General features: G+C 74.1%; 22 protein-coding genes and 3 pseudogenes. 13 read left to right on the forward strand and 12 right to left on the reverse strand.

Annotated features, from left to right (window positions below; genetic code table 11):
* Positions 1-153: 153 nt before the first annotated feature.
* From UK82_RS36580 to UK82_RS08355, 10 genes and pseudogenes are all read left to right on the forward strand, one after another.
* Positions 154-1818 (forward strand): FAD-binding oxidoreductase (locus UK82_RS36580; protein ID WP_236705655.1); only part of this gene is annotated, 1665 nt, incomplete at its 3' end.
* A 1-nt stretch (position 1819) separates the two neighbouring features.
* Positions 1820-3141, forward strand: a pseudogene (locus tag UK82_RS36585) ((Fe-S)-binding protein); the annotation flags it as partial.
* Between the two features lie 514 nt (positions 3142-3655).
* Positions 3656-5086 (forward strand): glycosyltransferase family 2 protein, encoded by a 1431-nt coding sequence (locus UK82_RS08325; RefSeq protein WP_055406803.1) that lies wholly within the window; start codon positions 3656-3658, stop codon positions 5084-5086.
* A partial coding sequence (locus tag UK82_RS36590; protein ID WP_236705656.1) for a PA14 domain-containing protein occupies positions 5073-6803 on the forward strand: 1731 nt, incomplete at its 3' end. The genes UK82_RS08325 and UK82_RS36590, both read left to right, overlap by 14 nt.
* 798 nt (positions 6804-7601) lie before the next feature.
* Complete coding sequence (locus tag UK82_RS36595) at positions 7602-7904, forward strand: galactose oxidase early set domain-containing protein (RefSeq protein ID WP_236705673.1); 303 nt, start codon at positions 7602-7604, stop codon at positions 7902-7904.
* Positions 7905-7906: 2 nt separating this feature from the next.
* The gene (locus tag UK82_RS08335) at positions 7907-8434 is read left to right on the forward strand and encodes a hypothetical protein (protein ID WP_236705674.1); all 528 of its coding nucleotides are present in this window, start codon (positions 7907-7909) and stop codon (positions 8432-8434) included.
* A complete protein-coding gene (locus UK82_RS08340) occupies positions 8424-9146 on the forward strand; it encodes an SCO family protein (protein WP_236705657.1) in 723 nt (240 codons plus the stop codon). The genes UK82_RS08335 and UK82_RS08340 overlap by 11 nt, the downstream gene beginning before the upstream one ends.
* A gap of 201 nt (positions 9147-9347) precedes the next feature.
* On the forward strand, positions 9348-11339 hold the full coding sequence (locus UK82_RS08345) for a glycosyltransferase family 2 protein (RefSeq protein ID WP_044884323.1): 1992 nt from the start codon (positions 9348-9350) through the stop codon (positions 11337-11339).
* Positions 11340-13088: 1749 nt separating this feature from the next.
* Positions 13089-13373: a type II toxin-antitoxin system Phd/YefM family antitoxin gene (locus UK82_RS42475; RefSeq protein ID WP_082121757.1), complete on the forward strand. Its 285-nt coding sequence runs from the start codon at positions 13089-13091 to the stop codon at positions 13371-13373.
* On the forward strand, positions 13370-13642 hold the full coding sequence (locus UK82_RS08355; RefSeq protein WP_044884321.1) for a type II toxin-antitoxin system RelE/ParE family toxin: 273 nt from the start codon (positions 13370-13372) through the stop codon (positions 13640-13642). The genes UK82_RS42475 and UK82_RS08355 overlap by 4 nt, the downstream gene beginning before the upstream one ends.
* 418 nt (positions 13643-14060) lie before the next feature.
* Here the strand turns inward: UK82_RS08355 and UK82_RS36600 are convergent.
* From UK82_RS36600 to UK82_RS32555, 8 genes and pseudogenes are all read right to left on the reverse strand, one after another.
* Positions 14061-14393: pseudogene (locus UK82_RS36600) on the reverse strand (FHA domain-containing protein); the annotation flags it as partial.
* 1 nt (position 14394) lies between these two features.
* Positions 14395-14687 (reverse strand): annotated as a pseudogene (locus tag UK82_RS36605) (FHA domain-containing protein); the annotation flags it as partial.
* Between the two features lie 147 nt (positions 14688-14834).
* Entirely contained in the window at positions 14835-15374 is a 540-nt protein-coding gene (locus tag UK82_RS08365; protein WP_055406807.1) for a Rieske (2Fe-2S) protein, read from the reverse strand.
* Positions 15375-15410: 36 nt separating this feature from the next.
* A complete protein-coding gene (locus UK82_RS08370; RefSeq protein WP_044886775.1) occupies positions 15411-15983 on the reverse strand; it encodes a DUF6529 family protein in 573 nt (190 codons plus the stop codon).
* 130 nt (positions 15984-16113) lie between these two features.
* A complete protein-coding gene (gene pepN / locus UK82_RS08375; protein ID WP_055406808.1) occupies positions 16114-18768 on the reverse strand; it encodes an aminopeptidase N in 2655 nt (884 codons plus the stop codon).
* Positions 18769-18824: 56 nt separating this feature from the next.
* Positions 18825-19301: a hypothetical protein gene (locus UK82_RS08380; RefSeq protein ID WP_044886777.1), complete on the reverse strand. Its 477-nt coding sequence runs from the start codon at positions 19299-19301 to the stop codon at positions 18825-18827.
* 28 nt (positions 19302-19329) lie between these two features.
* The gene (locus tag UK82_RS08385) at positions 19330-19707 is read right to left on the reverse strand and encodes a hypothetical protein (protein WP_055406809.1); all 378 of its coding nucleotides are present in this window, start codon (positions 19705-19707) and stop codon (positions 19330-19332) included.
* Positions 19708-20018: 311 nt separating this feature from the next.
* Positions 20019-20774 (reverse strand): metalloregulator ArsR/SmtB family transcription factor, encoded by a 756-nt coding sequence (locus tag UK82_RS32555; RefSeq protein ID WP_063897451.1) that lies wholly within the window; start codon positions 20772-20774, stop codon positions 20019-20021.
* A 58-nt stretch (positions 20775-20832) separates the two neighbouring features.
* Here UK82_RS32555 and UK82_RS08395 point away from each other — a divergent pair, with 58 nt between their 5' ends.
* Positions 20833-21768: an LLM class F420-dependent oxidoreductase gene (locus tag UK82_RS08395; protein ID WP_055406810.1), complete on the forward strand. Its 936-nt coding sequence runs from the start codon at positions 20833-20835 to the stop codon at positions 21766-21768.
* 95 nt (positions 21769-21863) lie between these two features.
* On the forward strand, positions 21864-22709 hold the full coding sequence (locus tag UK82_RS08400) for an ABC transporter permease (protein ID WP_044886779.1): 846 nt from the start codon (positions 21864-21866) through the stop codon (positions 22707-22709).
* Between the two features lie 27 nt (positions 22710-22736).
* Here the strand turns inward: UK82_RS08400 and UK82_RS08405 are convergent, their stop codons facing one another.
* A complete protein-coding gene (locus UK82_RS08405; protein WP_044886780.1) occupies positions 22737-23177 on the reverse strand; it encodes a nitroreductase family deazaflavin-dependent oxidoreductase in 441 nt (146 codons plus the stop codon).
* Positions 23178-23243: 66 nt separating this feature from the next.
* Here UK82_RS08405 and UK82_RS08410 point away from each other — a divergent pair, with 66 nt between their 5' ends.
* Positions 23244-24314, forward strand: coding sequence for a winged helix DNA-binding domain-containing protein (locus UK82_RS08410; RefSeq protein WP_055406811.1), 1071 nt, complete (start codon positions 23244-23246; stop codon positions 24312-24314).
* 47 nt (positions 24315-24361) lie between these two features.
* On the opposite strand, the gene UK82_RS08415 is transcribed toward UK82_RS08410, so the two are convergent.
* The 3 genes from UK82_RS08415 to UK82_RS08425 form a co-directional block, all read right to left on the reverse strand.
* Positions 24362-24682 carry a zf-TFIIB domain-containing protein gene (locus tag UK82_RS08415; protein WP_199865451.1) on the reverse strand — a complete coding sequence of 107 codons (321 nt, stop codon included), beginning with the start codon at positions 24680-24682 and terminating at the stop codon, positions 24362-24364.
* Positions 24683-24750: 68 nt separating this feature from the next.
* Positions 24751-25860 carry a phosphotransferase family protein gene (locus tag UK82_RS33580; protein WP_161849101.1) on the reverse strand — a complete coding sequence of 370 codons (1110 nt, stop codon included), beginning with the start codon at positions 25858-25860 and terminating at the stop codon, positions 24751-24753.
* Positions 25827-26666, reverse strand: a complete 840-nt coding sequence (locus UK82_RS08425; RefSeq protein WP_044886783.1) for a class I SAM-dependent methyltransferase — start codon at positions 26664-26666, stop codon at positions 25827-25829. Before UK82_RS08425 ends, UK82_RS33580 begins: the two co-directional genes overlap by 34 nt.
* Between the last annotated feature and the right edge of the window lie 212 nt (positions 26667-26878).

Raw genomic sequence — 26878 nt, forward strand, 5'->3', positions numbered from 1 at the left:
GGCCGGTGTCCGGACCGCCGGTGTCCGGACGGCCGGTCCGGACCGCCGGCGAATCGTGACCTCCGGGGTCGGTGTGGCTGGGACGGATCGGCTGGTCCGGGCGAACGGGCCGATCCCGTGCGGGAGGCGCCGTCCGGCAGCAAGGATGGTGGGGTGACACGGGACGGGGACAGGGCGCGGGATCGGGCGCTGCCAGGGGCGGGACGGGGGCATCGTCTCGCCCGGGTCCGACAGTTTCGGGCCGCCGGCCGTGCGGCGGCCACCGACCCCGGCGGCGCGGACCGGGCCGAGCTGGTCGCCCGGCTGCGGGCGGCGCTGGGCGAGCGGCCGGGCGCGTCGATCGTCGACGCCTCCGCGCGGCGGCGGGCGGAGTACTCGTCGGACGCGTCGAACTACCGGGTGCCGCCCGCGGTGGTGGTGTTCCCGCGGGAGGTCGACGACATCGCGACGGTCGCCGAGGTCTGCCGGGCCACCGGCACCCCGCTGACGACCCGCGGCGCCGGCACCTCGATCGCCGGCAACGCGGTCGGCCCCGGCGTCGTGGTGGACGTCAGCCGGCACCTCGACCGCATTGTCGCGCTGGACCCCGTCGCACGCACCGCCACCGTGCAACCCGGGGTCGTCCTCGATCGGCTGCAGGCCGCCGCCGGTCGCCATGGCCTGCGCTTCGGCCCGGACCCGTCCACCCACGCCCGCTGCACCCTCGGCGGGATGATCGGCAACAACGCCTGCGGTTCGCGCGCGATCGCCTACGGTCGCACCGCGGACAACGTGCTGTCTCTCGATGTGCTCGACGGCACCGGCCGCCGGCTGCGCGTCGGCGCGGGTGCCGGCGTCGGCGAGCGCGACGAGGTCCCCGGGCTCGACGCGTTCGTCCGGGCCAACCTGGCAACCCTGCGCACGGAGCTCGGGCGGTTCGGCCGCCAGGTGTCCGGCTACTCCCTGGAGCACCTGCTCCCGGAGCGGGGCGCGGACCTGGCCAAAGCGCTGGTGGGCACCGAGGGGACCTGCGTGGTCGTACTCGGCGCGACGGTGCGGCTGGTGGCACCCCCGCCGGCGACCGCCATGGTGGTGCTCGGCTATCCCGACATGCCGGCCGCCGCGGACGCGGTGCCGCCCCTGCGGGCGCACGGGCCGCTGGCGATGGAGGGGATGGACGCCCGGCTGGTCGACATCGTCCGCCGCCACCGGGGGGCGGGCGCGGTGCCGGCGTTGCCGGCCGGCACCGGCTGGCTGTTCGTCGAGGTCGGTGGGGACACTCCACAGCAGGCCCTGGCGGCCGGCCGGGCGTTGGCGGCCGACGCGGGGACGGCGGCGGTCCGCGTGCTGGCGACCGGGCCCGAGAGCCGCGCGTTGTGGCGGATCAGGGAGGACGGCGCGGGGCTGGCCGGGCGGACCGCCGACGGCGAGCCGGCCTGGCCCGGCTGGGAGGACGCCGCCGTGCCGCCCGAGCGGCTCGGCGCCTACCTGCGCGACTTCGAGGAGCTGCTGCGCGCCCACCGGCTGGCGGGGGTGCCCTACGGTCATTTCGGCGACGGCTGCGTTCACGTCCGGCTCGACCTGCCGCTCGGGGCAGCGCCCGGCCGGGTGCGTGCCTTCCTCGGCGAGGCCGCCGACCTGGTCGCCGCGCACGGTGGGTCGCTGTCGGGCGAGCACGGCGACGGCCGCGCCCGCAGCGAGCTGCTGCCGCGGATGTACTCGCCGGCCGCGATCGCCGCCTTCGCCGGGTTCAAGCACCTTTTCGACCCCGCGGACCTGCTCAACCCGGGCGTGCTGGTCCGGCCCCGGCCCGTCGACGCCGACCTGCGCCTGCCCGCCNCCCGCCCGTTGCCCCGCGCCGGTGGCTTCGCCTTCGCCGCCGACGCGGGGGACTTCGGGCGGGCCGTGCACCGCTGCGTGGGGCTCGGGACCTGCCGGGCGGACACGTCGGCGGCGGGCGGGTTCATGTGCCCGTCGTTCCTGGCCACCCGGGACGAGAAGGACTCCACCCGCGGGCGGGCCCGGGTGCTGCAGGAGATGGCGAACGGGACGCTGGTCCGCGGCGGCCCCGCGTCCCGGGAGGTCGCCGAGGCGCTGGACCTGTGCCTGTCCTGCAAGGCCTGTGCCCACGACTGCGCGGCCGGGGTGGACATGGCGACCTACAAGTCCGAGGTGCTGTACCGGGCGCACCGCCGCCGGATCCGGCCGGTCGGCCACTACGTCCTCGGCTGGCTGCCGCGCTGGGCCCGCCTCGTCGGCCGGGCGCCCGCGCTGGTCAACGCGGTGTTGTCCCGGCCCGCGGCGCGGCGGACCCTGCTGCGCCTCGGCGGCATGGATCCCCGCCGCGACGTCCCCGCGTTCGCGGACGAACCGTTCAGCCGCTGGTGGCGGCGGGCGGCGCCGGCGGACGGCGGGGACCGGGACGTGGTGCTCTGGATCGACTCGTTCACCGAGTCGTTCTCGCCCGAGGTCGGCCGCGCGGCGGTCGAGGTGCTGACCGCGGCCGGCTACCGGGTGATCGTGCCGCCCGGCCCGGCGTGCTGCGGGCTGACCTGGATCACCACCGGCCAGCTCGACGGGGCGCGCCGACGGCTGCGGGCGACCGTGGCGAGCCTGGCGCCGTACGCCCGAGCGGGCACGCCCATCGTCGGCCTGGAACCGTCCTGCACCGCGGTGCTGCGTGGCGACCTGACCGAGCTGCTTCCCGACGACCCGGCCGCGGCCCTGCTGGCGGGCGGGGTCCGCACGCTCGCCGAGCTGCTGGCGGCCACCCCCGGCTGGACGCCGCCGCGCCTCGACGGGGTGCGGGTGCTCGCCCAACCGCACTGCCACCAGCACGCGGTGATGGGTTTCACGGTCGACCGCGACCTGCTCTCAGCGGCCGGCGCCCGGCTGGAGGTGCTGGCCGGCTGCTGCGGCCTTGCCGGCAACTTCGGGATGGAGGCCGGGCACTACGACGTCTCCGTCGCCATCGCGGAGCGGGGCATCGGCCGAGCGGCCGCGGCAGCACCCGCCGACGCGGTGCTGCTCGCCGACGGGTTCTCCTGCCGCACCCAGGCCGCGCACATCACCACCCGGCACGGCCGCCATCTCGCCGAGCTGCTCGCCGCGCCCTCGGCCGTCGCGCCCTCGGCCGTCGCGCCCCGGACCGCCGCCACCTGACGCGGCGGTCCGGACTCGCCCTATCCGGGCTATAGGCTTGCTTGTCGGGCATCGGACGTATGCGATGAACAGCGTTCTTCGTTCCCGTCGTGGTCGCGGGAGAAGGCGGTCGTCGAACCCGGTAAAGATGCGCAGGATTACTGCGGAGAATGTCGCGGATTTCCGTGCTGGTTGGGCCGCTCGACGGGCTTCGTAGCGACGCCGGTTGTGTCTCGGAGTGTGCCTGGTGGGAGCTTGTGCCCACCTGTCGCGACCGTACGGTAATTTTTCGCTCGGCCTCGGGAGTTGTCAGGCCGGATTCGGGCCGGGGGTGTCACGAAAATGGCCCGATTCGCTGTTTCTTTTTCGGCTCCAGCTGGGGGAAATTCGTCATGCTCCTTGCCACAACCATGCCCGACAGACGCTGTGTCGCATTGCCGGCGGCCGCCCCCGGGAACGGGAACCAGCCGGCGCCGGTTCGCCTCCTGAGAATCCACCGACTGATGGCGTGCGGACCGGGCGGAGGCCAGCCGCGATGACGCCGACGAGTACCGGGGATCTTCCCGACGACCTCACCGGCCTCCTGCGCGGGCCGGTCCTGCCCCAACCCCGCACCCCACCGGACGGCCTGGCCGGCGCGGCGGCGGCGGGCGGAGCCAGGGCTGACCTGCCCCTGCCCCTGCCCGCCGACGCCATCCCCGACCTCGACCTCGACCCGCCGACGACCGCCCACCGCCTCGTGCCGGTGGCCCCGCGGCTGTCCGTCGTGGTGCCGACCCGCAACGAGGCGCACAACATCGAGCCCCTGCTGCGCCGGCTCGATGAGGCGCTGCGGGGCCTCGCCGGCGAGGTCATCTTCGTCGACGACTCCGACGACGGAACACCCGAGGCGATCGCCCGGGTCCGGCCGACGGTGAGCCTGCCGGTGCGGGTGCACCACCGCGCGCCGCGGGACCGGGTGGGCGGTCTCGGTGGCGCGGTCAGCGAGGGATTCGCCCTGTGCGCGGCGCCCTACGCCGTGATCATCGACGGCGACCTGCAGCATCCGCCGGAGACGATCCCCGCCCTGCTCGCCGCGGCTCTGCACGACGCCGCCGACGTGGTCATCGGCAGCCGTTACGCGCCCGGCGGCAGCGCCTCAGGTCTCGCCGGCACCACCCGTCACCTCGTCTCCACCGGCTCGAACCTGCTCTGCCGGCTGGCGTTCCCGCGGCGGCTGCGCGGGGTGTCCGACGTGATGAGCGGCTTCTTCCTCGTCCGGGTGGCCGCGGTCGACCGGGCGGGACTGCGTCCCGACGGCTACAAGATCCTGCTGGAGCTGCTGGCCACCGCCGGCCCGCTGCGCATCCGGGAGGTCGGCTACGCCTTCGCCGAACGGCACGCCGGTGCCTCGAACGCCTCGATGTCCGAGGGGGTGCGGTTCGTCCGACGGCTGTTCTCGCTGCGGGTGCCCCGCCCGGCGCGGTTCGCCCTGGTCGGGGCGTCCGGCACCGTCCCGAACCTGTTCGGCACCGCCGTCCTGCACCACCTTGGCCTGCACTACCTGGCCGCGGCGATCCTCGCCACGCAGGTCGCGATCGCCTGGAACTTCGCGGGTTGCGAGCTGCTGGTCTGGGACCGCCTGGCCGGCTCCCGGCTCCGCCGCTACCCGGCGTTCGCGATCATCAACAACCTCGACCTCGTCGTCCGGCTGCCGCTGCTCGCGCTGCTCGTCGGCCGGTGGGGGTTCGGCGTCGGCACGGCGACCCTGCTGTCGCTGGCCGCCGCGGTGATCATCCGCTACCTGGTGGTGGAGCGACTGGTCTACCGTCGCCGGCCGGCGGGATCACCCACGCCGACCCCGAGTGGGACCGCGGGACCGTCACGGGCATTCCGGTCCGGCCGGGCCCGGGGCGGGAGTCGGCCGGGTGGCCTGTCCTGGCCGGCGGGCGTACCGGGAGAGGAGGCCACCGATGCGGCCACGTGATCTGCGGCCACGTGATCTGCGGCCACGTGATCTGCGGCCACGTGATCTGCGGTCGCGCCGGCTCGCCCGCCCGACCCGGTCCGGCCGGGCCCTGGTCGCCGTGGTGCTGGCCTCGGCCGTCGGGCAGCTCGTCCTGCTGGTCGCGGGCTCGCCGGCGGCGTCGGCGCAGACCTGCTTGGACGACCAGTGGAACGCCGAGTTCCACTCCGGGACCGATCTGGGGGGCGACCCGGCCGGGCAGCGCTGCGACGCCGCCATCGACTTCGACTGGTCGGCGAACGGCCCCGGCGTCACCGGCATCGGCACCACCGGCTACTCGGTGCGCTGGACCCGCCAGTTCACCCTCGCCGCCGGCTCCTACACGGCGAGCGTGACCGGCGACGACGGCGTCCGGGTGCTCATCGACGGGCAGTCCGTCGCCGACGGCTGGGGTGACCACGGACCGCAGACGTTCACCGGCACCCGCACCCTGACCACGGGCGCCCACACGATCGTCGTCGAGTACTACCAGAACGCCGGCGGCGCCATGGTCGAGTTCGACCTCACCGGCGGGCCGGCGGCGCCGGGCGGCGCCGGGCCCGACTGCGCGGCGGACGAGTGGGCGGGCACCTACTTCCCGAACCGGGCGCTGAGCGGCACCGGGGTGCCCCGCTGCTCGGCGGGCGTCGACTACGCCTGGGGCGACGACGGTCCCGGCCTGACCGGCATCGGCGCCGACAACTTCTCCGCCCGGTGGACGCGGACGGCGACCTTCGCCGCCGGCACTCTGGCGTTCACCGTCACCGCCGACGACGGGATCCGGGTCTACCTCGACGACCAGCCGATCATCGACCGGTGGCGTGATCAGGGCCCCACCACGTACACGGCGAGCACGGAGGTCACCGCCGGCAGCCATGCCATCCGGGTCGAGTACTACGAGCACACCGGAGGTGCGACCGCGCGGGTCGGCTACACCCTCACACCCGCGGCCGCCTGCCACGGCCTGCAATGGTCGGCCCAGTACTTCGGCAACGTCACGCTCGCCGGCACGCCGACGCCGGCGCGTTGCGAGACCGGCCTGCACCACGACTACGGCGACGGCGGTCCGGGCGTGGCCGGCATCGGCCCGGACGCCTTCTCCGCCCGCTGGACTCGGGTCGACCGCTTCGCCGCCGGCCCGATCACGATCACCGCGACCGCCGACGACGGGGTGCGTGTCTACGTCGACGACACCCGGGTGATCGACGGCTGGAACGACCAGGGCCCGACCACCTTCACCGCCACCCCGACGGTGACCGCGGGCGTCCACACGATCGTCACCGAGTACTACGACCGGGCCGGCGGGGCGCAGATCCGCGTCGACTACACCGGCGGCGGCGACCCCGGTCCCGTCCCGCCCCCGCCGCCGGGTGGTTGCGCCTCCGACTGCGGCGGATCCTGGCAGACGCTCAGCTATCCGAGCTCCGTCCGATCGGTCCACGCCAGCGTCCTGCACACCGGGAACGTGCTGCTGGTCGCCGGTTCCGGAAACGACCTGTCCGCCTTCGACGCGCACACCTTCAAGTCCACCGTCTGGAATCCGAATACGGGTCAGTTCAAAGATGTTCCTGTTGCGGATGACCTTTTCTGCTCCGGCCATGTCCAGCTCCCGGACGGTCGAATCCTGCTGGCTGGCGGAACGGCCGCCTACTCCACCGCGACGGCCAACTACAAGGGCCTGGAGAAGAGCTACGTCTTCNATCCCGTGGCCGACACGTACACGGCGACGAACGACCTGCCTGGCGGCGGCCACTGGTATCCCAGCCTGACCGAACTGGGCGACGGCAACGTCCTCGCCGTGGGCGGCCTGGACCAGAACGCGGCCGGCAGCGTCGCGACCGAGATGTTCGACAGCTCCCGGCAGACCTGGCTCCCCGACGCCCAGGTGCCGCAGACGTACTTCTTCTGGGGCCTTTACCCGGAGCTGAAGCTGATGACGGACGGGCGGCTGTTCTACGCCGGCGTCCACACCTTCGGCAACGCGCCGACCGAGGCCGGCTCGAACATCTACGACCCGGCCACGGCGACGGTCAACGACGTGCCGGGCCTGCGCCACGTGAACCTGCGCGACCAGGGCGCCTCGGTGCTGCTCCCGCCGGCCCAGGCCGGGCGGGTGCTGACCCTGGGCGGTGGCAACGGCGACGCCGGGGCCGACGCCATTGACGCCACCGACCTCATCGACCTGCGCCAGCCCGACCCGCACTGGCAGGCCGGCCCGGATCTGCCCGCGGCGAAGATGTACGTCAGCGCCGTGATCCTGCCCGACGGGAAGGTCCTGGAGACCGGCGGCGGACGGCACCTGCGCTCCGACCCGGTGCACGAGGCGTCGATCTACGATCCGGTCGCGAACACCTTCACCTCCGTCCCGCCGGACCCCCAGGACCGGACCTACCACTCGCAGGCGTTCCTGCTGCCCGACGGCAGTGTCGCGGCGGTGGGGAACAACCCGCTCGACGGGTCGTTCAGCCAGGCGATCTCCGTCTACCGGCCGTGGTACATGGACCGGCAACGGCCCGCGATCACCCAGGCGGCCGACACGTTCGGCTACGGCTCGCGGCAGGCGCTGACGGTCGACGGCGACATCGGCCGGGTCACGCTGCTGCGGCCCGCGTCGGTCACCCACCAGGCCGATCCCAACCAGCGCAGCGTCGACCTGCCGGTCTCGGCCGGCAGCCAGGGCGGCCAGATCTCGGTCGACGTCCCCGATAATCCGAACCTGCTTCCGCCGGGGTACTACATGATGTTCGCCCAGAACACCGCCGGGGTTCCCTCGGTCGCCCGATGGGTGCGGGTCGGTTGAGCGTGCACCTGGGAGGGCCGCCCATCCGGCCCGTCCCGCCCATCCCGCCCGTTCCCGCGGCCGGGGGGCGGCGGCGGGTGCTGGTGACGATCGCCCTCGCGGTGGCGCTCGTCAACGGCGCCGCCGGGGTGATCGGCCATGGTGGTTGGCCCGGCGGCGGCTCCGGCCATCCCCGTCCCGCCGGACAGGACTCCGCCGGCCATGACTCTGCTGGCCATGACTCCGCTGGACAGGGCATCGTCGCTGCCGTCGCGCCGGCCGCCGGGCTGTCCGGTCGGGTCGTGCCCCGAGGTAACGGTAGGCCCTCCCCGGTCCCGGTCGGCTTGGACGGCTGCGACTACAACTACGTCGCGGCCGACACCGGCCGGCGGATCTGCGTGCCCCGCACCCCGCCGCCCGGCCGGCGCCTCGACTGCGCCTACCTGCGAGAACAGGGAATCGGGTCCGTCCGGGTCACCGGTCAGGACACCCGGCGGCTCGCCGGCGCGGCGCCCGCGGCCGCACGGGGCACGGTGCTCTGTGCGCCGTGACGACGTGCCGGTGATGGCGCGGCGGGGGATGGTGGCGCTGGTCGCCGCCGTCGGGATCGGTGCGCTCACCGGCTGCGGCGGGGCCGGTTCCGCGGGCGGCGCGTCCGCGGGGATGGCCGACGGGCCGCCGTCCGGTTCCGGTGCGGCGGCCACGGCCGGCGGTGGCTGGCATGGCACCGTGCCCGGGGTTGCCGTGCCCCGCCCGTCGTTCGTCCTGACCGACACCGCCGGGCATCGTTACGACTTCGCCCGCGCCACCGCCGACCGCGCCACGCTGCTGTTCTTCGGGTACACGCACTGCCCCGACGTGTGCCCGACGACGATGGCGGACCTTGCGGCGGCCCGACAGGTCGCCGGGCCCGCGATCGCGGCGAAGGTGACGGTCGTCTTCGTCACCACCGACCCGGCGCGGGACACCCCGGCGGTGCTGCGCCGCTGGCTCGCCCAGTTCGACGCCGGGTTCGTCGGGCTGACCGGCACCCCGGCGCAGATCGACGCGGCGCAGCAGGCGGTCGGCGTGCCGGTGGCCCTCGCCGACCCGGCCGCCGGTGCCGGTGCCGGTGCCGGTGCCGGCGGCCCGGCGTACCTGGTCAGCCACGCCTCGCAGGTCCTCGGAATCGGTCCGGACGACCGCGTCCGCGTGCGCTACTTCGCCGACACGACGGTCGCCGACTACGTCGCCGACCTGCCGAGGCTCGTCGCCGCCCTCTGATCCGACCCCAGCCTCCACGGCGCGCAATCCCGGAGCGCACGCGCCGCCCGCGGCGGCATCCCGCCGTTGCGACCCGCCAGGCCGGCACCCGGCCAGTCCGGCATCTCCGCCAGTCCGGCATCTCCGCCGCTCCGGCATCCCGGCGCTTCGGCCTCCCGGCGTCATGCCGCCGCGTCCCCTTCCCGTCAGGCAGGTACTCCAGTGACATCCGACTTCGAAGCACCGCGGCCCCGCGCGGTTCCGTCCGGCGCGGCCCGGCTCTCATCGGCGCACAACCACCGCGACCCGCGGGTGTCCGCCCGTCGCCGGCGGCTGGCGACGGCGGCCTGGGGGATCGCGCTGCACGTTGCGCTCGCCGCCCTGTTCGCCGGCCCGTTGGCGGTCGAGGACGGCCTGGCCTACCTGGTTCCGGCCGCGCTCGCCGTCCTCGCGCCCCGCACGTTCGGTCGCGCCGGCCCCCGCCGCCCGGCCGCGGGTTGGCCGAGACCGGGTGGTGCCGGCGGCGGTCTCGCCGTCGTCCGCGCCGCCGGGCGGGTCGATCACCGCGGCGCCCGGCTGCCGCGGATCGTCCAGCTCGCCTGCGAGTCCGTCGGCTGGTACGTGTTCACGGTCGCCGGCTCCCCGGACCTGCGGGTCGCCTCGGTCGACGGCCCCGACCTGCCCGGCTGGCTCGCCGCGACGCTGGGGGCGGCGGCGGCGATGGGTGGCACGCTGCTGCTGTCCCGGCACGAGCCGCCCGTGCCCGCGGCGCGCCACCGCCGTCGCGCGCTGTCCGTCCTGGCCGCCGCGCCGCTCGCCGCGGCGCTGGCGGTCCGCGCGGCACAGCATCACCACGCGGTGCTGCTCGCCGCGTGGACGGGGGTGTCGCTGCTGATGCTGCTCGTCGCCATCCTCACCCTGGTCCGCGGCCAGTACAGCTGGCAGCTACCCGAGCGGGTGCACCACGTCGACCTCGCCGACGTCCAGGCGCCGCGCCACCGGTTCTCGCTGATCATTCCCGCCCGCGACGAGCCGATCCTCGGCCGGACCCTGACCCAGATCCTCGCCGGTGACTACCCGGCCGACCTGCTGGAACTGGTCGTGATGGTCTCCCACGACGAGGTCGACCGGCCGACCCGGCGCATCGCCGAGCAGATCGCCGCCCGCCATCCCAACGTCCGCGTCATCGCGCCGCAGGGCAGCCAGCGCAGCAAGCCGCTGTCCCTGGAGGACGCCCGCCGGCACTGCACCGGGGACATCGTCGGCATCGTCGACGCCGAGTCGCTCATCGCCGGCGGCCTGCTCACCTACGTCAACACCCTCGCGTTGCGCCAGGCCGACGTCGGCATCTTCCAGGGCGGCGTCCAGCTCATGAACGTGCGCGGCCCGGGACGCCAGCCGCGGCCCGCCGGCGTCGGCCGGCTGCGCGCGGCGCTGCGCCGGTGGAACACCGGGACCTCCTGGTGGCGGGCCCGCAACTGCCTGGAGTACTACATCTGGTTCATGTCCCGCCTGCGCTTCCAGGCACGGGCGCGCTTCATCCCCCTCGGGGGGAACACCGTGTTCATCCGCCGGTCCGTGCTGGAGCGGCTCGGCGGCTGGGACGTCGCCTGCCTCACCGAGGACTGCGACCTGGGCGTGCGGGCCTCGGTCGCGGGCATCCGCACGACGGTGTTCTACCACCCGGACCTGACGACCCGGGAGGAGACGCCGGAGAGCCTGACGAAGCTCATCGTCCAGCGCACCCGCTGGATGATGGGGTTCATGCAGGTCCTGTTCAAGGGGGACTGGCGCCTGCTGCCGGGGGGCCGCCAGCGGATGATGGCGGCGGAGATGCTGGCCATGCCGTTCTTCCAGGCGATGGCCGGGGTGCTGCTACCCGTCTCGGGAGTCCTCACGCTGTTCCTCGCGGCGCCGACGGGCCTCGTCATCGTGTTCTGGCTGCCGCTGGCCGCCTCCGTGATGACCGTCTTCTCGGAACAGGCCGCTTTCCGGGAGTTCACCGACGCCTACGAGCTCGCCGTCGGCCGGTGGGACAGCGTCCGGCTCATCCTCAGCGCGCCGTTCTACCAGCTCGCGCTGTCGATCGCCGCGGTGCGGGCCACCGCCCGCCTGGTGCGCGGCCGACTGGAGTGGGAGAAGACGTCGCATTCCGGTGCCCATCACGGTGCCGGGGCCGGCACGGGTCGCTTCGGGCTGGAGGCGGCATCGTGACCGTCCCCGACGTGTTCGACGCTCTCGACGAGACCCTGCCACGGCCGGTGGCGTCGAGCCCCGCCGCCTGGGCCGCCGACCGGGCCCGGCTGCTGAGCGCGTGGGTGGCGGACGGCGCGCGAGCCCACCGGCGCAGCCTCGCCCTGCTCGCAGTGCTCCTGCCGATCGTCGCGGTGGTACACGGGGTCAACTTCGACGGCTGGCCCGGGCGGGTCACCGACGACGAGGGCACCTACGCCGCCCAGGCCTACTCGATGCAGTACTGGAACCGCATCGCCCACTACACCTACTGGTACGACCACCCCTTCGGCGGCTGGCTGCTCATCGCGATCTACACGAAGCTGACCGACGGCTTCCACCGGGCGGCGACGGCGGTCACCGCCGCCCGCGAGCTGATGTTCCTGCTGCACCTGGTGAGCTGTGTGCTGCTGTACCGGCTCGGCCGGCTGCTGGGCCTGCGCCGGTTCTTCGCCGGCCTCGCGCTGCTGGTCTTCTCGCTGTCGCCACTCGCGCTGTGGTACCAGCGGATGGCGTTCCTGGACAACATCGCGGTGATGTGGCTGCTCGCCGCCTTCGTCTGCGCGGCCTCCCCGCGGCGCAGCGTGGCCGCGGCNGCGCTCGCCGGGACGTTCATGGCGTTCTCGTTCTGGTCCAAGGAGACGACGCTGCTGTTCCTGCCCGGGCTGTACGTGCTGCTNTGGCAACACCGGGACTCGCGGAACTGGCGGTTCGTGCGGCGCAACTTCCTCGGCTGCCTGCTCGGGATCTGCGGCATCTACATCCTGTACGCGGCGGCGAAGAACGAGCTGTTCGAGGGGCCCGGCCACGTCTCGCTGGAATGGGCGGTGCGCTGGCAGTTGTTCGACCGGGCGCCGAGCGGCAGCGTGCTCGACACCGGCAGCGACACCTACAACGTGGTCCGCTCCTGGCTGGACCTGGATCCGTACCTGGTGCTGGCGGGCATCGCCGCGGCCGTGCCGCTGCTCGCCCTGCGCCGCCTACGGGTGGTCTCGGCGCTGCTGCTGCTCCAGTTCGGCTTCATCTTCCGCAACGGCTACCTGCCCAACCCGTACGTCACCGCGATGCTGCCGTTCGCGGCCCTGTGCGCCGCCGGCCTCCTCGACGCCGCGCTGCCCCGCACCCCGCTGCGAGTCGCCGGTGCTGACGGCGAACGCGACGGCGACGGCGGCGCGCGGGGCGTGCCGGGATGGTTGACGGCGGTGTGGACCGGACTGCGTCGAGGTGCGGTGGCCGTGGCCGTGGTCGGCTCGGTGGTGACGCTGGCCTGGGACTGGACGCCGAAGATCCACACGGCGCTGACGGTGGACGCGAGCGCCCCGAGCCGAGACGCCACCCGCTGGTTCCTTGCCCACATCCACGACGATGGCACGGTCATCACCGACGACATCGCCTGGACCGATCTCGTGGTCGCCGGCCGCCGACCGCTGCCGGTGTGGTTCTACAAGCTCGACCTCGATCCGGAGGTCCGCGGCCACTTCCCGCACGGCTGGAAAGACGTCGACTACCTGATGATGGGCAAGCCCCCGGACTCGGTGCTTGCCGAGGTCCCGATCGTCGCCGAAGCCCTGCACCACTCGGTGGTGCTGAAGTCCTTCGGCAACGGCGAGATCGAGATCCGCCGTGTCCTCCCTCCCGGCTGCCGCCCCGACATCCCGCCCGCCCACTGCGGCCCTGACGCGTCCCAGCGGTTGTCTCCGTCCGCCGGGGCAGGTGACTATAATTCTGACCATGGATACGCTCCCGTTGGCGGAGGTCAAGGCCCGGCTGTCCGAGTTGGTGACCCGGGTTCAGGAGCAGCACGACCAGGTGACGGTGACGCGCAACGGCCGGCCGGCGGCAGTGGTCGTCTCGGTGGAGGAGTGGGAGAGTCTGCACGAGACTCTGGAGATCCTCTCCGACGCCGAGACGGTGTCCTCTCTCCGGGTGGCCCGTGAGGAGATCGCCCGAGGCGGGGTCTACACGACCGACGAGGTGCTCGCGGCGTTCCGTGAACGAGGTCAACAGAGCGCGTGAGCGATCTCTACGACGTGCAGTGGTCGCGTTCGGCACGTCGGGCGATCGCCGAGGAGCTGCCGGAGTCGGTGGCGTCCGCGGTGCTGAAACTCGCCACCGGCCCGCTGCGGGAGGAGCCGCGTCGGGTGGGCAAGCCGCTGCACGAGCCCTTCGACGGCCTGTGGTCGGCGCGCCGGGCCACCTACCGGGTGATCTATAGCATCGACGACGACAAACGTCTCGTCATGATCGAGATGGTCAAGCGCCGGCGGCACTCCTACCGTCCGTGACGCGGGTGAAAGACCCTGGTGGACAGCGTGCCCCAGGGGGCGAGCCGGCGATCTGGTTCCAGTACGCCACTTGCCGTGCCCTGTCCGTTTTCCCAGGTCGCGGCGCTCCCGATGTTCCGACGTGACCCTCGCTGCCTTGTGTTGCCGGAAGATCTGCACCCATAATGAGTCCACGTCCGCACCGCGCCGAATGTTTTTGTCGATCGCGGCCTCGGGTGCATCGCAGTGCCTCGCCCAGGATGTCACCTGGCTGGCCGACACTGCCCGACTGGGCTGGGCAGCGCTGATTTACGCCGTCCACGCCCGTCAGATCATAAGAATGCGGCTCGACTGATTGAAATAAATGGGCGGTGGGAGGTGTTCGCGGCGTTCTGTGGGCGAAATCTCGCTGACCGTCCTTGGTGGAGGAATCACAGCTTCAGGTAAGCGCGAGCAGTGCGCCGAGGGCGAAGCCGACCGCGGCGAGCCAGACGAGGGTCGGTAGCGCGTGCAGCCAGCGCGCGAGTGGTCGCCGTCCGGACGTTCCGGCAGCCCCGTCCGGCGGTCCCGGCTGGGCGGGCACCGGCTGTCCGTACGTCGGCGGCTGGCTGGGCACCGGGGCACGGCCTGCCGCCGGTGTTCCCGGTGGCGAGGCTGCGGGGCGGGGGAGGGAAGCGGGTGGGGGTTGGGGGGTGCCTTGGCCGGCGAGGACGGTCTCCTGGTCGGCGACGTCAGGGGCGGCGGGTGGGGCGGGCGGGCGGGGCGCTGGGGGNGGGGGGATCAGAACGACGAGTGGGCCGTTCGCGGCGCCGAGGTGCACCCGGACCTCGCCGCCGGTGAGGGGGACGCTGACCCTGCGGGTGCCGTTGACCCAGATGCCGTTGGAGCTGATGTCGCGGGCGAGCCAGCCGTCGCCGCCGGGTTCGAGCCGCAGGTGGCGGCGGGAGACCCGGCCGTCGGCGAGGACGACGTCGCAGTCCCGGCCGCGGCCGACGACGTGCTCGCGGTCGGGCGGTAGGACGGTCTCGCCGGCCGGGGTGACGATCCGCAGCCCTGTCGGGTCCACTGCTGGTCCTCTCGAAGCGGCCCGGCCGGTGGCGGGGCTGGGGTCGGCTGGGCGGGTGTCGGCCGGGACAGGCCGGGCCGGGACAGGTTGGCCGGGCGCATTGGTGCGGTTGGTCGGCTGGTGCGGGGTTCGCTTACATCCTCACTGTCAGGCGGGGAAGATCTCGTCGCCGCGGACGGTCACCGCGACGGGGGGCAGGGGTGCCTTGGCCGGGCCGGCGACGGGTTGGCCGGTGCGGGTGTCGAAGGCGCTGCCGTGGCAGGGGCAGCGGATCCGGCCCTTCGACACCGCGTTCACCGAGCAGCCCTGGTGGGTGCAGACGTTCGAGAAGCCCTGGACCTTGCCGGCGGCGTCCCTGGTCAGGACGATGCCGGCGTCGTCGAGGATGAGCCCGCCGTCCGCCGGCACGTCGCCGACCCGGGCCAGCGGCGCCCCCTTGCCCCCCGAACCGCCCGCGCCCGAACCGCCCGAAGCGTCGGAGCTTCCCGAGCCGCCTGAGCCGCCTGAGCCGCCTGAGCTTCCGGAACTGCCGGCGGCGGCCGACGTCCGGCCGTGGTCGCCGGACCGGCCGGACGACGATTTCGCCGCGTCACTGTGATCTGCCACGACGTAGCCGACTGCCCCGGCGGCCACGGTCACCGCGATTCCCGGAACAATGGTTCGCCGGCTCGGTGCTTCCTGGGTCATCGTCGCTTCCTCGATATCGGGCCCGGGAGCATCGGCTCAGACATGGGGAATTCCGGACTGGGTGAAGAACCACAGCGAAGCGCTCAGCCAGAGCACGACGAGCGACGCCAGCACCGTGGAACCGAGCACCGGCAGTGCCCACCCGGGCAGGCCGCGCACCCGCAGGCCGAGCATTTTCGCCGCATAGGCGCCGTAGAAGAGGCAGCCGACCACACTGTGCACCAGAACGCGGGCATCGGTGTCGGCGAAACCGAGCGCCCAGATGCAGTGGAAGGCGACCGGCAGGGTCAGGACGAACGCGGCCGTGCCGCTCCATCGGTGCAGCCCACCGGCCCAGGAAGGGGCCGGTCCCGCGCCGGGCAGCCGGCCCCACATCCACAGCGCCGTGATGAGCTGGACGATCAGCAGAAGCGCGGCCGCCGTCGTCAGCCACGCCTTCATCGGCAGCATTCCGGAAAAGCCGAGGGTGAACACGGGCCGGCCGACCGGGTCATGGACTTTCGCATACACGCCCAGCGACACGGCGACGGCGGCGCCGAGCAGAAGAACACCGGCCGCCGTCACGCCATGGCCGGTCGATTGTTTGGGCGCCTGTGCGCCGACTGCCATGCCGCCCCCATCCCGCCAACGATTGTTTCTGCGGCAACTATGCCCGAAGGATTCGGTTCGCGCAGGCGATCGTCNGCGGGATGACAAATTTGTTGCGGACCTTTCGGGTCCGCTTATGGCGCCGATCGGCTCAGGTGCGGGCGCGGGCGCGGACGGCGCGGCGGAGTTCGTCGGTCGCGTCGATGACGACCCGGCGCAGCACCGGGTCGAGGCCGCCCCGGTCGAGCAGGGCGTCGGCGTCCCGCAGCGTCCCGGCAGACACGGCGTACTGCGGGTAGGCGAAGGTGGCGATCTGGCGGGCGGCGTGCGGGGTGCGCCGCGCGCTCATCGCCGGCATCTGCTCGAAGTAGCGGGCGACGTAGTCGGCGGTGAGGTCGTCCTGCTCGGGCTGCCAGAAGCCCTCGGCGGTCGCCCCGATCAGCCGCGCGGACGCGCTGTCGTCGGCCACGATCAGCTCCCAGGCGCGCGCCTTGGCCGCGGCGTCCGCGATGGCCGCGCGGGCTCGCGCCGCGTGTTCGGCGGCGCGGGCGCTGCGGTCGCGCCGGCCCTCCGCTGCGATCTCGGTCTCGCCGGCGCGGCCGAGCACGACCAGGCGGTGCAGCAGCGTCCAGCGCAGCTCCGGGTCGATGAGCAGCCCGGCGGGCACGTCCTGCCCGGCGAGCCAGGCGGCGAGTCCGTCGACCTCGCCGGGTCCGCTGCAGCCGATGACGCCGCGCGCGGCCGAGAGCTGCCGGCCGCTGCCGGGGGCGGCGTCCGCCAGCGCCCGCAGACACGCGGCGTGCAGTCGCGCGGCCGCGGCCGGCCGGGCGGACGGGGCGAGGTAGCGGGTGAGCGCGGTGGCGCGGGCGAAGCGCAGGGCGTCCTCGAAGACGGCGAGCTGGGTCTCCGAGGGCAGCGCGGAGGCGGCGAGCGCCAGGTAGTCGGCCGCGGGCCACTGCGCGTCGCGGGTCGCGTCGGCCGTCGCCGCCCAGATCATCGCGCGGGCCAGCGGATCGGCCACCCGAGGCAGCACGGCCGGCAGGGCCGCCAGGTCCGCCGGGGTGAACCGCACCTTCGCGTAGGTCAGGTCGCCGTCGTTGACCAGCAGCAGCCGGCCGGCCGCGGTGCCGGCCAGCGCGGTGACCGTGGTCCGCCCGTCCGCCGCGGCCGGGTCGATGTCGACCTCGACCCGGCGCAGCAGCTCGATCGGCGCGGCGTCGCCCTCGTCGGTCTCGCCGCCGTCGCCGTTGCCGGTGCCGGTGCCGGTGCCGGTGCCGTCGAGGGCGTTGCCGCTGCCGACGACACTGCCGCCGTCACGGCCGGCGCCGTCCGCTGGGCCGTAGACGCCGATGCCGAGGCGGTGCGGGCGCAGCGTCGGGTACGCCTCCGGCGCCGTCTGGACGACCGTGACCTGCTGGTAGCGGCCCTGGGCGTCGACGGTGACCTGCGGGCGCAGGGTGTTGACCTGCTCTCGGCGTAGCCACAGCTCCGCCCAGCCGGTGAGGTCGCGCCCGCTCGCCTCGGTCAGCGCGGCCAGCAGGTCGGCCAGGGTGGCGTTGCCGTAGGCGTTGCGGGTGAAGTAGGCACGCAGTCCCGTCAGGAACGCCTCGTCACCCACCCAGGCGACGAGCTGGCGCAGCACGGAGGCGCCCTTGGCGTAGGAGATCCCGTCGAAGTTCAGCAGTGCCAGCGCGGTGTCGTCGACGTTCGCCGGCGCGACCGGATGGGTGGAGGGCCGCTGGTCGGCGGCGTAGCCCCAGCCCTTGCGGCCGACGGCGAAGCTGGTCCACGCCTCGGTGAACCGGGTCGCCTCGGCGGTCACCCGGTAGCCCATGTACTCGGCGAACGACTCGTTCAGCCACAGGTCGTCCCACCAGCGCATGGTGACCAGGTCGCCGAACCACATGTGCGCCATCTCGTGGGCGATCACGACGGCGCGCAGCTCGCGCTCGGTGTCGGTCACCGCCGAGCGGTAGACGAACTCGTCGCGGAACGTCACGCAGCCCGGGTTCTCCATCGCGCCGGCGTTGAACTCCGGCACGAACGCCTGGTCGTAGGTGCCGAACGGGTAGCGGTCGGCGAACAACTCGTGGTAGCGGTCGAGGCACGCCCGGGTGACGTCGAAGATCTCCGCCGCGTCGGCGTCCAGGTAGGGCGCGAGCGAGCGGCGGCAGACCAGGCCGAGCGGGATGCCGTCGTGGCTGTCCTCGACGACGTGGTACGGCCCGGCGACCACCGTCACGAAGTAGGTGGCCAGCGGCGGGGTCTCGGTGAACTCCCAGCGGCCCGGGGCGGTCTGCCGGCCCGCCCCGTTGGCCCGCACCACCCAGTCGGGGGGCGCCAGGACCGTCAGCCGCACCGGCGCCTTGAGATCGGGCTGGTCGAAGCAGGCGAACATCCGCTGGGCGTCGTCGAGGAACGTCTGGGCGTACAGGTACACCTCGCCGTCCTCGGGATCGGTGAACCGGTGCAGCCCCTCACCCGTGTTCGAGTAGCGCATCGTCGCCGTCACCGTGAGCTCGTTCGACGAGACGAGGTCGGTGAGTGGCAGCCGGTTGCCGTCGAGCGCCGCCGGGTCCAGGAGCCGGCCGTTGAGCCGCAGGAGGTGCGCGGTGACCGGCTTGAGCTCGGCGAACGTCGCCGTCCCGGCACCGATCGCCGGGTCGCGCAGGCTGAAGCGCACCCTGGTCGTCGAGCCGAACTCCGTCGACGCGCGGGCCGCCGTCAGGTCCAGCTCGATGTCGTAGCCGTCGACGCGCACCAGATTCGCGCGGGTCACGGCCTCGTCCCGGGTAAGGGTGTGCATACCGCGAACCTACGAGATGGCCGGCCCCGGGGATGGTGGTCCCGCCGGACGTCCGGTCAGGGGTTGGCCGACTCCCGGGCCGGTCGATCCGCGACCCGCTCCCGCGCCGCGGACCTGCGCAGCCAGGTCAGGCCCAGAACGGGCAGGATGACCGGGATGAACAGGTAGCCGCTGCCGTAGTTCGACCAGACCGCCTGGTCGGGGAACGCCGCCGAGTCCACGACGCTCGCGGTCCCCACGGCGAGCACCCCGGCCAGCTCGGTCGCGCAGGCGGCGACGGCGACCCGATGCCAGGCCGCGCCGGGACGGGCCAGCGCCACCGTCGCGACGACGTAGACCACGGCCGCGAACGCCGAGAGCAGGTAGGCCAGCCGGGCGTGGTCGAACTCGGTGGAGATCTGCACAGCCGACCGCGAGCAGGCGGCCACCGCGAAGATCGCGTAGACCGTGACGAGGATCCGCCCGGGCCCGCCCGCCGTCCGCGAGCCGCCGCGGCCGCGCTCCGCCGGGCCTGCCGGCCTTGTCTCATCCACCGACCTTGTCTCATCCACCGGCCTTGTCTCATCCACCTGTGCTTCCACCTGTGCTCTCCCAGACCTGACCCAGCCGGACGACGATGATGGCGACGGCGAGGCACGCGATGCCCAGCACCCCGCTGCCCCACCGGGACCGATCACCCAGGGACCACCACACGCCCACGGGCAGCGCCACGACCGAGGCGATCAGGTACAGCACGAAGTTCACCGGCTGGTCGGCGTGCGACCCCCGGGCCACGACGACGATCGCGGCGATCACCTGGGCGAGCAGGACGGCCTCGACCACCCCGGCCGCGGCCAACAGCCCCACCCCGACGGCCCGGTCCCGCCAGGTCTGCAGCAGACAGGCCACCCCGGCCATGAGCGCGCAGGCGATGGACGCGGCCGCCAGTCCGTCGATCATCGGCCGTGCCCCGACCCGCCGTCCGCCCGCATCCGTCCGCCCCTTCCGGGTTCGCCGCGCGTCCCGCCGCGCGGTCGTCCGTGCCCCTGTCTACGACGGATGGTAGAAGGTTGCGGCCGAACCCGTCAGACGGGACACCTCGCGCGGCAGGTTGCCACGCCGGCGCGGCCTGAGCCCCGGCGATCGTTGCGGTTCCGCGGAACCGCGGAACCGCGCCATGCTTGTCGCCCCCGGCCTCGGCGATGTAGGGAACGGCGGTCAGGAGGAGCGGCGACCGAGCTCTCTTTCGGTGAGAGGTGAGAATCAGAGAGTCAGTCTGGGTAGCGGGGGTGATCCAGAAAATAGCCGCGGATGGCGGCGATGAACCCGTCCCGCACGTCGGTGACGAGCGCGGCCGGCAGGACAGGCCAGGCCGACTCGCCCGGGAGACGGCCCAGCAGCGTGCATTCGGTGACGACGCACCCGGCGCCGGCGACATGCATCCGAGCGTCGCCGGCGACGACCTGCAACCCCAGCTCGCTGAGACTCCGCAGCCGGTCGGCGATCTCGTCGCGCCCGCGCAGCAGGCGCGGCAGCGGGCCGGCCGGGTTGGCGAAGGGAAAGGCCACGGCCGCATCCGGGTCGAACAACGCCGTGAGCTCGAGCCAACGGCCGTCGCCGGCACCGGCCAGCAACTGATTCATCACCTCCTGGCAGGTCAGGGCGGTGCCGTGGACCACGCGGTCGGCGAGGGCCGCGCGGTCGGTGGGGGCGTCGCGGTCGGTGAGGGCCGCGCGGTCGGTGAGGGCGTCGAGCAGGCCGGGGAAGCGGCTGTCGACGTCGGCGGCGCGCAGGCGCATCCGCCGCTGCCGGCCATCCACGGTCGTCGAGGTCAGGCCGGCCTCGCGCAGGACCCGCCAGTGGTTCGACAGCGTCGACTTCGGGATGTCCAGGCCCGCCGGGGCGCAGGTGACGTCGGGCTGGGCGCGCAGGCGGCGGACGATCTCGAGCCGGACCGGGTCGCCCAGCGCATGCAGGATCACCGCCAGGTCGAGATCCGCGGTGGCCGGATGGGGCAGGCGTCGCACGGCGCCAGCATACGGCAGACGGTTTGATAGTTCGGGAATCTCGAACTATCTTTCTGTCATGATCCCCATCGGTCTGGTCCTCGAGCCCTCCGCTCTCGACGTCTCCAATGCCGTCGACGACCTCGTCGCACGGGCCCGGTGGGCGGCCGGCACCGGCCTGGCGTCGCTCTGGCTGGGGCAGGGCTACGGCCTCGACGCGTTGACCGCGCTCGCCCTGCTCGGCCGGGAGATCCCGGCGATCACGCTGGGCACCGCGGTGACGATCATCCCGGGGCGGCATCCGATCGCGATGTCCAGCCAGGCCCAGACGACGCAGGCGGCGACCGGCGGCCGGCTGCGCCTCGGCCTCGGCGTCGGGCATCGCGCGTCCGTCGAGCAGCGCTTCGGGCTGCCCTTCGACCGGCCGGCGCTGCGGATGCGGGAGTACCTGGCCGCGCTGCTCCCGCTGCTGCGCGACGGCGCCGCCGACGTCCGCGGCGAGACCGCCACCGCGGTCATCGGCGGCGTGGGCGTGCGGGTGGCCGGGGCCGTGCCGCCACCGCCGGTCCTGGTCGCCGCGCTCGGTCCCGCCATGCTGCGCGTCGCCGGCGAGGTGGCGAACGGCACGGTGACCTGGCTGGCGGGCGTGCGGACCATCGGCGAGCACATCGTCCCGGCGATCATCGACGCCGCCGCGGGGCGAGCCGCTCCCGAGGTCGCCGTGGGCCTGCCCGTCTGCGTCACCGACCAGCCGGACGAGGTGCGCGAGCGCGCGGCCGGGTCGCTGGCGCTGTTCGAGTCCATCCCCTCCTACCGGGCGATGCTGGACCGGGAGGGGGTCGCCTCCGCAGCCGAGGTCGCGATCATCGGCGATGAACGGCAGGTCGAGCGGGAACTCGGCCGCCTCGCCGCCGCGGGTGCGACCCACGTCCTGGCCAACCTGCAGATCGCCGGCGTGGCGGAGCGGGCCCGCACGGTCGAGCTACTCGGCGCGCTGTCCCCGAGTGCCGGATGAGGCCGACTCGCAGCCTTCCCCGGACGACCTCGAACGACGCCCGGGACGCGGAAACGGGCCGGCCGGTGCGGTAGCGTCGGCGCGAGGGGGCCGGCGTGGATGTCGAGGCGAACCTGCGGCTCGTCGTGGGCCTCGGGTTGCTGCTCGCCGCGGCCGTCGCCTGCCTGACCTGGGCGCGGGTGCCGCGGCGCCGGGACGTGCTGACCGCGTCGGCCCGCGCGGTGGTCCAGCTCGCCGTGATCGGCCTCGCGCTGCGAGGGGTGTTCGCCGCGCCGCCGGCCGCGGCTGCCGTGCTCGCCGTCATGCTGGCGGCGGCCGTGGGGACCGCGTCGCGCCGGCTGGCCGGCTTCCCGGCGGTCGTCCGCCGGGTCGGCGTGTCCTGCCTGCTGGGCGCGACGGTCGCCCTGGGCCTGGTCTTCGCCGCCGGCGCGGTGGAGGCGACCGTGCGCAACCTCGTCGCTCTCGCCGGCAGCGTGGTCGGCGGGACGATGACGGCCTGCACGCTGACCGGCCGCCGGCTCGCCGACGGGCTGCGCCGCCGCCGCGACGAGGTGGAGGCGTGGCTGGCGCTCGGCGCGACGCCGCGGCGGGCCGTCGTCGACATCGCCCGCGAGAGCGTCGCCGAGGCGCTCGTCCCGCCGCTCGACCAGACCCGCACCGTCGGGCTCGTCTCGCTGCCCGGGACGTTCGTCGGCGCGCTGCTCGGCGGCGCCTCCCCGGCCGCCGCGGCCCGGTTCCAGGTGATCATCCTGGTCGCCATGCTGACCGCGCAGAGCATCGCGGCGGTGTCGTTGTCCTACTTGCTCGGCGCGCCGGCGCAGCTCCCGCCGGTGGCGGCGGAACCGCCGCCGCGGCCCCCGGCCGGGGGGCGCGGCGGACTGGGCACGTACCTACCCCGATGGCCCCGCCGGCCAGGTGCGCCGCGGCGTGAGCCGCCGTGAGCCGCCGGGTGCGCCGGCCGGCGCGGGTCAGTCCGCGGTGGGCTCGAGCACGAAGACCGGGATCTCGCGCTCGGTCTTGCGCTGGTACTCGGCGTAGTTCGGGAAGGCGGCGACGGCGCGCTCCCACCACTGCGCCTTCTCGTCGCCGGTGACCTCGCGGGCGACGTAGTCGCGCCGGACCGGGCCGTCCTGGAGCTCGACGTGCGGGTCGCCGAGGATGTTGAAGTACCAGACGGGGTGCTTGGGCGCGCCGCCGAGGGAGGCGACCGCCGCGTAGGCGCCGTCGTGCTCGACCCGCATCAGCGGCGTCTTGCGGATCTTGCCGGACTTCGCCCCGCGGGTGGTCAGGACGATGACGGGCAGGCCCTGCAGGACGGTGCCCCGGGTACCGCCGGAGCTCTCGTACTCCTCGACCTGGTCACGGACCCACTGCGCGGGACTCGGCTCATACTCTCCGGTGAGTGGCATGCGTACCAGTCAACACCACCGGGTACCGCGCGGTCGGGTGGACAGGCCGGCTGGCAGGCTGGATGGATGACGGGTGCGCAGGCGACGGACGGGGGCGCCCTCGCCGCGGCCCGGCTGGCGGCTCAGAGATTGACGGGGACACCGGCCCGGGACCCCGTCGACGTCGTCGGACGCCTGCTCGCCGTGCAGGGCCAGGATCCCCGCGGCCTGCGGCTGGCGATCCGGTCCCGGACCCGCGGGTTGCATGCCGCCGACGTCGACCGGGCGCTGTCCGACGACCGGTCGCTCGTCGTGACCTGGCTCAACCGCGGCACCCTGCACCTCGTGCGGGCCGAGGATCACTGGTGGCTGCGGGAGCTGACCGCGCCGGCCATGGCCGCGCAGATCCGGCGCCGGCTGGCGCAGGAGGGCGTCTCGCCGGACGCCGCGGAGCGGGGCGTGGCCCGGATCGAACGTGCGCTGACCGACGACGGCCCCCTGTCGCGCGGCGAGCTGCGGGAACGGGTCGAGGCGGCCGGGGTTCCGACTGCCGGGCAGGCCATGATCTATCTGCTCATCGTCGCCGCGACGCGCGGCCTCGTGGTGCGCGGACCCGTCGTCGGCACCGAGCAGAACTACGTGCTGGTCCGCGACTGGCTCGGCGCGCCGCTGCGGGAGTTCGACCGGGACGCCGCCCTCGCCGAGCTGGCCCGCCGCTACCTCGCCGGACACGGCCCGGCCGACGAGCGCGACCTGGCGCGCTGGGTGGGCCTGCCGCTGCGGGACGCCCGCCGCGGCCTCGCCGCCGTCGCCGCCGACCTGGTGACGCGCGCCGACGGCCGGCTCGACCTGCCCCGTGGCGACGGGCCGGCGCCGGGCCTGCCGGCGCCGCGCCTGCTCGGCCCGTTCGACCCGGTCCTGCACGGCTGGGACGGGCGGGACTGGTTGGGCGCGGCCGGGCGGGCCGTCACGGTCAACGGCATCTTCCGACCGGTGATCCTCGTCGACGGGCGGGCGGCGGGAACCTGGTCGATGCCCGCCGGCCGCGTCGAGCTCGCGCCGTTCACCGACCCGCCGGACTGGGGGCCGGCGGTGGCGGAGGCGCTGCGCGCCGAGGCCGCGGACGTCCGGCGCTTCCTGGCGCCCCGCCCCGGCTGAGCCCAGGCGGGCCGGCGCTGGGGAGGCCGGCGCTCAGGCGGAGACGTTCAGGAGGAGAACAGCATCCGGGCGAAGCCGCCATGCTTGTAATGGCCGCCGTGGCCGTGGCCGCCATGGCCGCCGTGGCCCCACGCGGGCTGGGCGTAGCCGGGCTGTGCGTAGTGCCCCGGCTGTGCGTACGGCGCCGGCGCGGGCGGCGGGGGAGGCGCGGGCTGGGACCACTGCGCCTCGAGCCGGGTGAGGGCCTCCAGCTCGCCGTAGTCCAGGAAGATGCCGCGGCAGCCGTCGCACTGCTCGATCTGGATGCCGTTGCGGTTGTAGGTCCGCATCATCGCGTGGCACTTGGGACACTGAAGCGTGTAGCTCACGGGGCACAACCTGCCGTTCGATGCGGGAGACATCCGACGTCGCCGGTAGCGTACCGACCGCCGTCAGATCATCCGTTGCGCAGTCGGGATCGCGACGCGTCGCCGACCGTCCCCGCGATGCGCGCGCAGGCGTCGACGAAGGCCAGACCGACCTCGTCCGGCCCGGTCTCCGGGTCGGCGGCGAGGTGGGCGGCGACGGCGGTGGCGGCGTACTCGACCGTGAGAGCCCGCGCGGGCAGGTCGAGCGCCGCCCAGGGATCGTCCGGGTCCGCCACCGCCGGGCCGTCGCACGCCGCGTAGGCATCAAGGAAGCGCGCCCACATCTCCACCGGCAACAGGCCGGTCGCGAACCAGGCCGCGGGCCGGGCCAGGTCCCAGGCCGGATCCCCGAGTCCGAGGTCGTCCACGTCGATGATCCGCCAACCGGCCGCGGGCAGGGCGACGAGCTGCCCGAAGTGCCAGTCGCCGTGGATCACAGTGGTGGGCCGCCCGGCCCGGATCGCGGGCGGGGACGGCGGCGTCGTCGAGGCGAGCGCGGGCGGGGGCGTCGACGGCGAGGGCTCGGTCAGTGTGGCCCAGGCGGCGAGGACGGGATCGACGAGCGGGTGGCCGACATGGCGGCGTAACCGGGTCACCCGGTCGGTGAGTCGGCGCAGCACCGTGGCCGGCGGCAGCTCGGTCAGGTCCGTCGGGCTCACCGGGACGCGGTGCAGCCGGGCCAGCAACGCCGCGGCCTGCTCCCAGGGAGCGTCGTCGGCGTCTTCGGTCCCCAGGTTCGCCCCGGCCGGCCAGGCGCTGACCTGGTGCGCGCCGAGGCGAACCGCGTACGTTCCCGGCGCGGGCGCCAGCTCCAGCGGGGTGAGCAGCACGGGGCGCAGGGCTGGCCGGGCGGCGAAGCGCAACCGGGCCGCGAGATGGTCCGGATCGGCGGTGTCGGCGTGTGCCTTGAGAACCACCTCGCCGCAGCGCACGATCAGCCGGTCGTCGCGCCGCGACACCACGGCGGGCGGGCCGCCGGCCTGGTCCGGGCGCAGCCGGTCGGCGAGCCGCGCCATGCCCGCCAGCAGCGCGGCCTCCGCGACGTCCGGGCCGCTCACCTCGGTCGGGCCGCTCACCTCGGTCGGGCCGTTCACCTCGGTCGGGCTCAGCGGGCTGGCTTGCGCAGGCGCCAGATGCACTCGGACGGCCACCGCCGGGCCCACGCCTCGTCACCCCGCTCGGGTTGCTCGGCCCGCTCCCGGGTCGACCCGCCCGCAGCCTCCACGTCGTACACCTGCTGCCCGTCGCGGCCGTCGTGGGCCGGCGCCGACGGGCGCGGCTCCAGCAGGTCCTCGATGACGAGACCGCAGTCCCGGAACAGCCTGATCCACGCGCCGTAGGGCAGGTTCGCGCTGACCAGGCCGTCCGCCTCGGGCAGCAGGCGAAGCGCGAAGTAGTCCCGGATCAGGCGGGTGCCGGGGGTGTCCCGGCCCGGCCGCACGGTGATCTCGTAGATCGGGCTGACGTGGCTGAAGGCCAGCAGGCCACCCGGGCGCAGCACCCGCGCCGCCTCCGGCATCGCCCGCAGCGGGTCGGCGAAGCAGAACGCGCCGTGATCGGCGAAGACGATGTCGAACGACTCGTCGGCGAAGGGCACCGACTCCGCGCTCGCCTGTACCAGCGGGAAGGTCAGCCCGGTGTCCGCGGCGAGCTTGCGGCTGTGCAGGAGCTGCCGCTCCGACAGGTCGAGCCCGACCGCGCGGGCGCCCCGGCGGACCAGCGCCGTCGACCACTGCCCCCCGCCACACCCCATCTCCAGCACGTCCCGCCCGGCGACCTCGCCCAGCACGCCCAGGCTGGACTCCGGGATCGCCCACAACCCCCAGGAGATGTCGCCGGTGAACGCCTGCCGGCGGATCTGCGGGGCGTTCAGGCGCTGGTAGTCGTCGGAGATTTCGTTCCACCGAGCCCGGTTGGTGCGTACATGGGCGTTGCCGTCGATCATCCTGGCCTCGTCCTTCTCCCGGCGGACGCGGCTCGGCGTTCCACCCGCGCCGCCGCAGGGCGGGCTCGGGTCAGGACGGGGCGGACCGGGATGCCGGGTCGCCGGGCGGGGATCATCCCGATCGGCGGCTGTCGTGATGGATCAGATCGCTCGATCGGTCATCGTATGAGACCGGGACGAACGCGGACGTCCGGTGTCCCGCCGCGCCCGAG

The sequence above is a fragment of the Frankia sp. ACN1ag genome (genome assembly GCF_001414035.1).
GTDB lineage: Bacteria > Actinomycetota > Actinomycetes > Frankiales > Frankiaceae > Frankia > Frankia torreyi.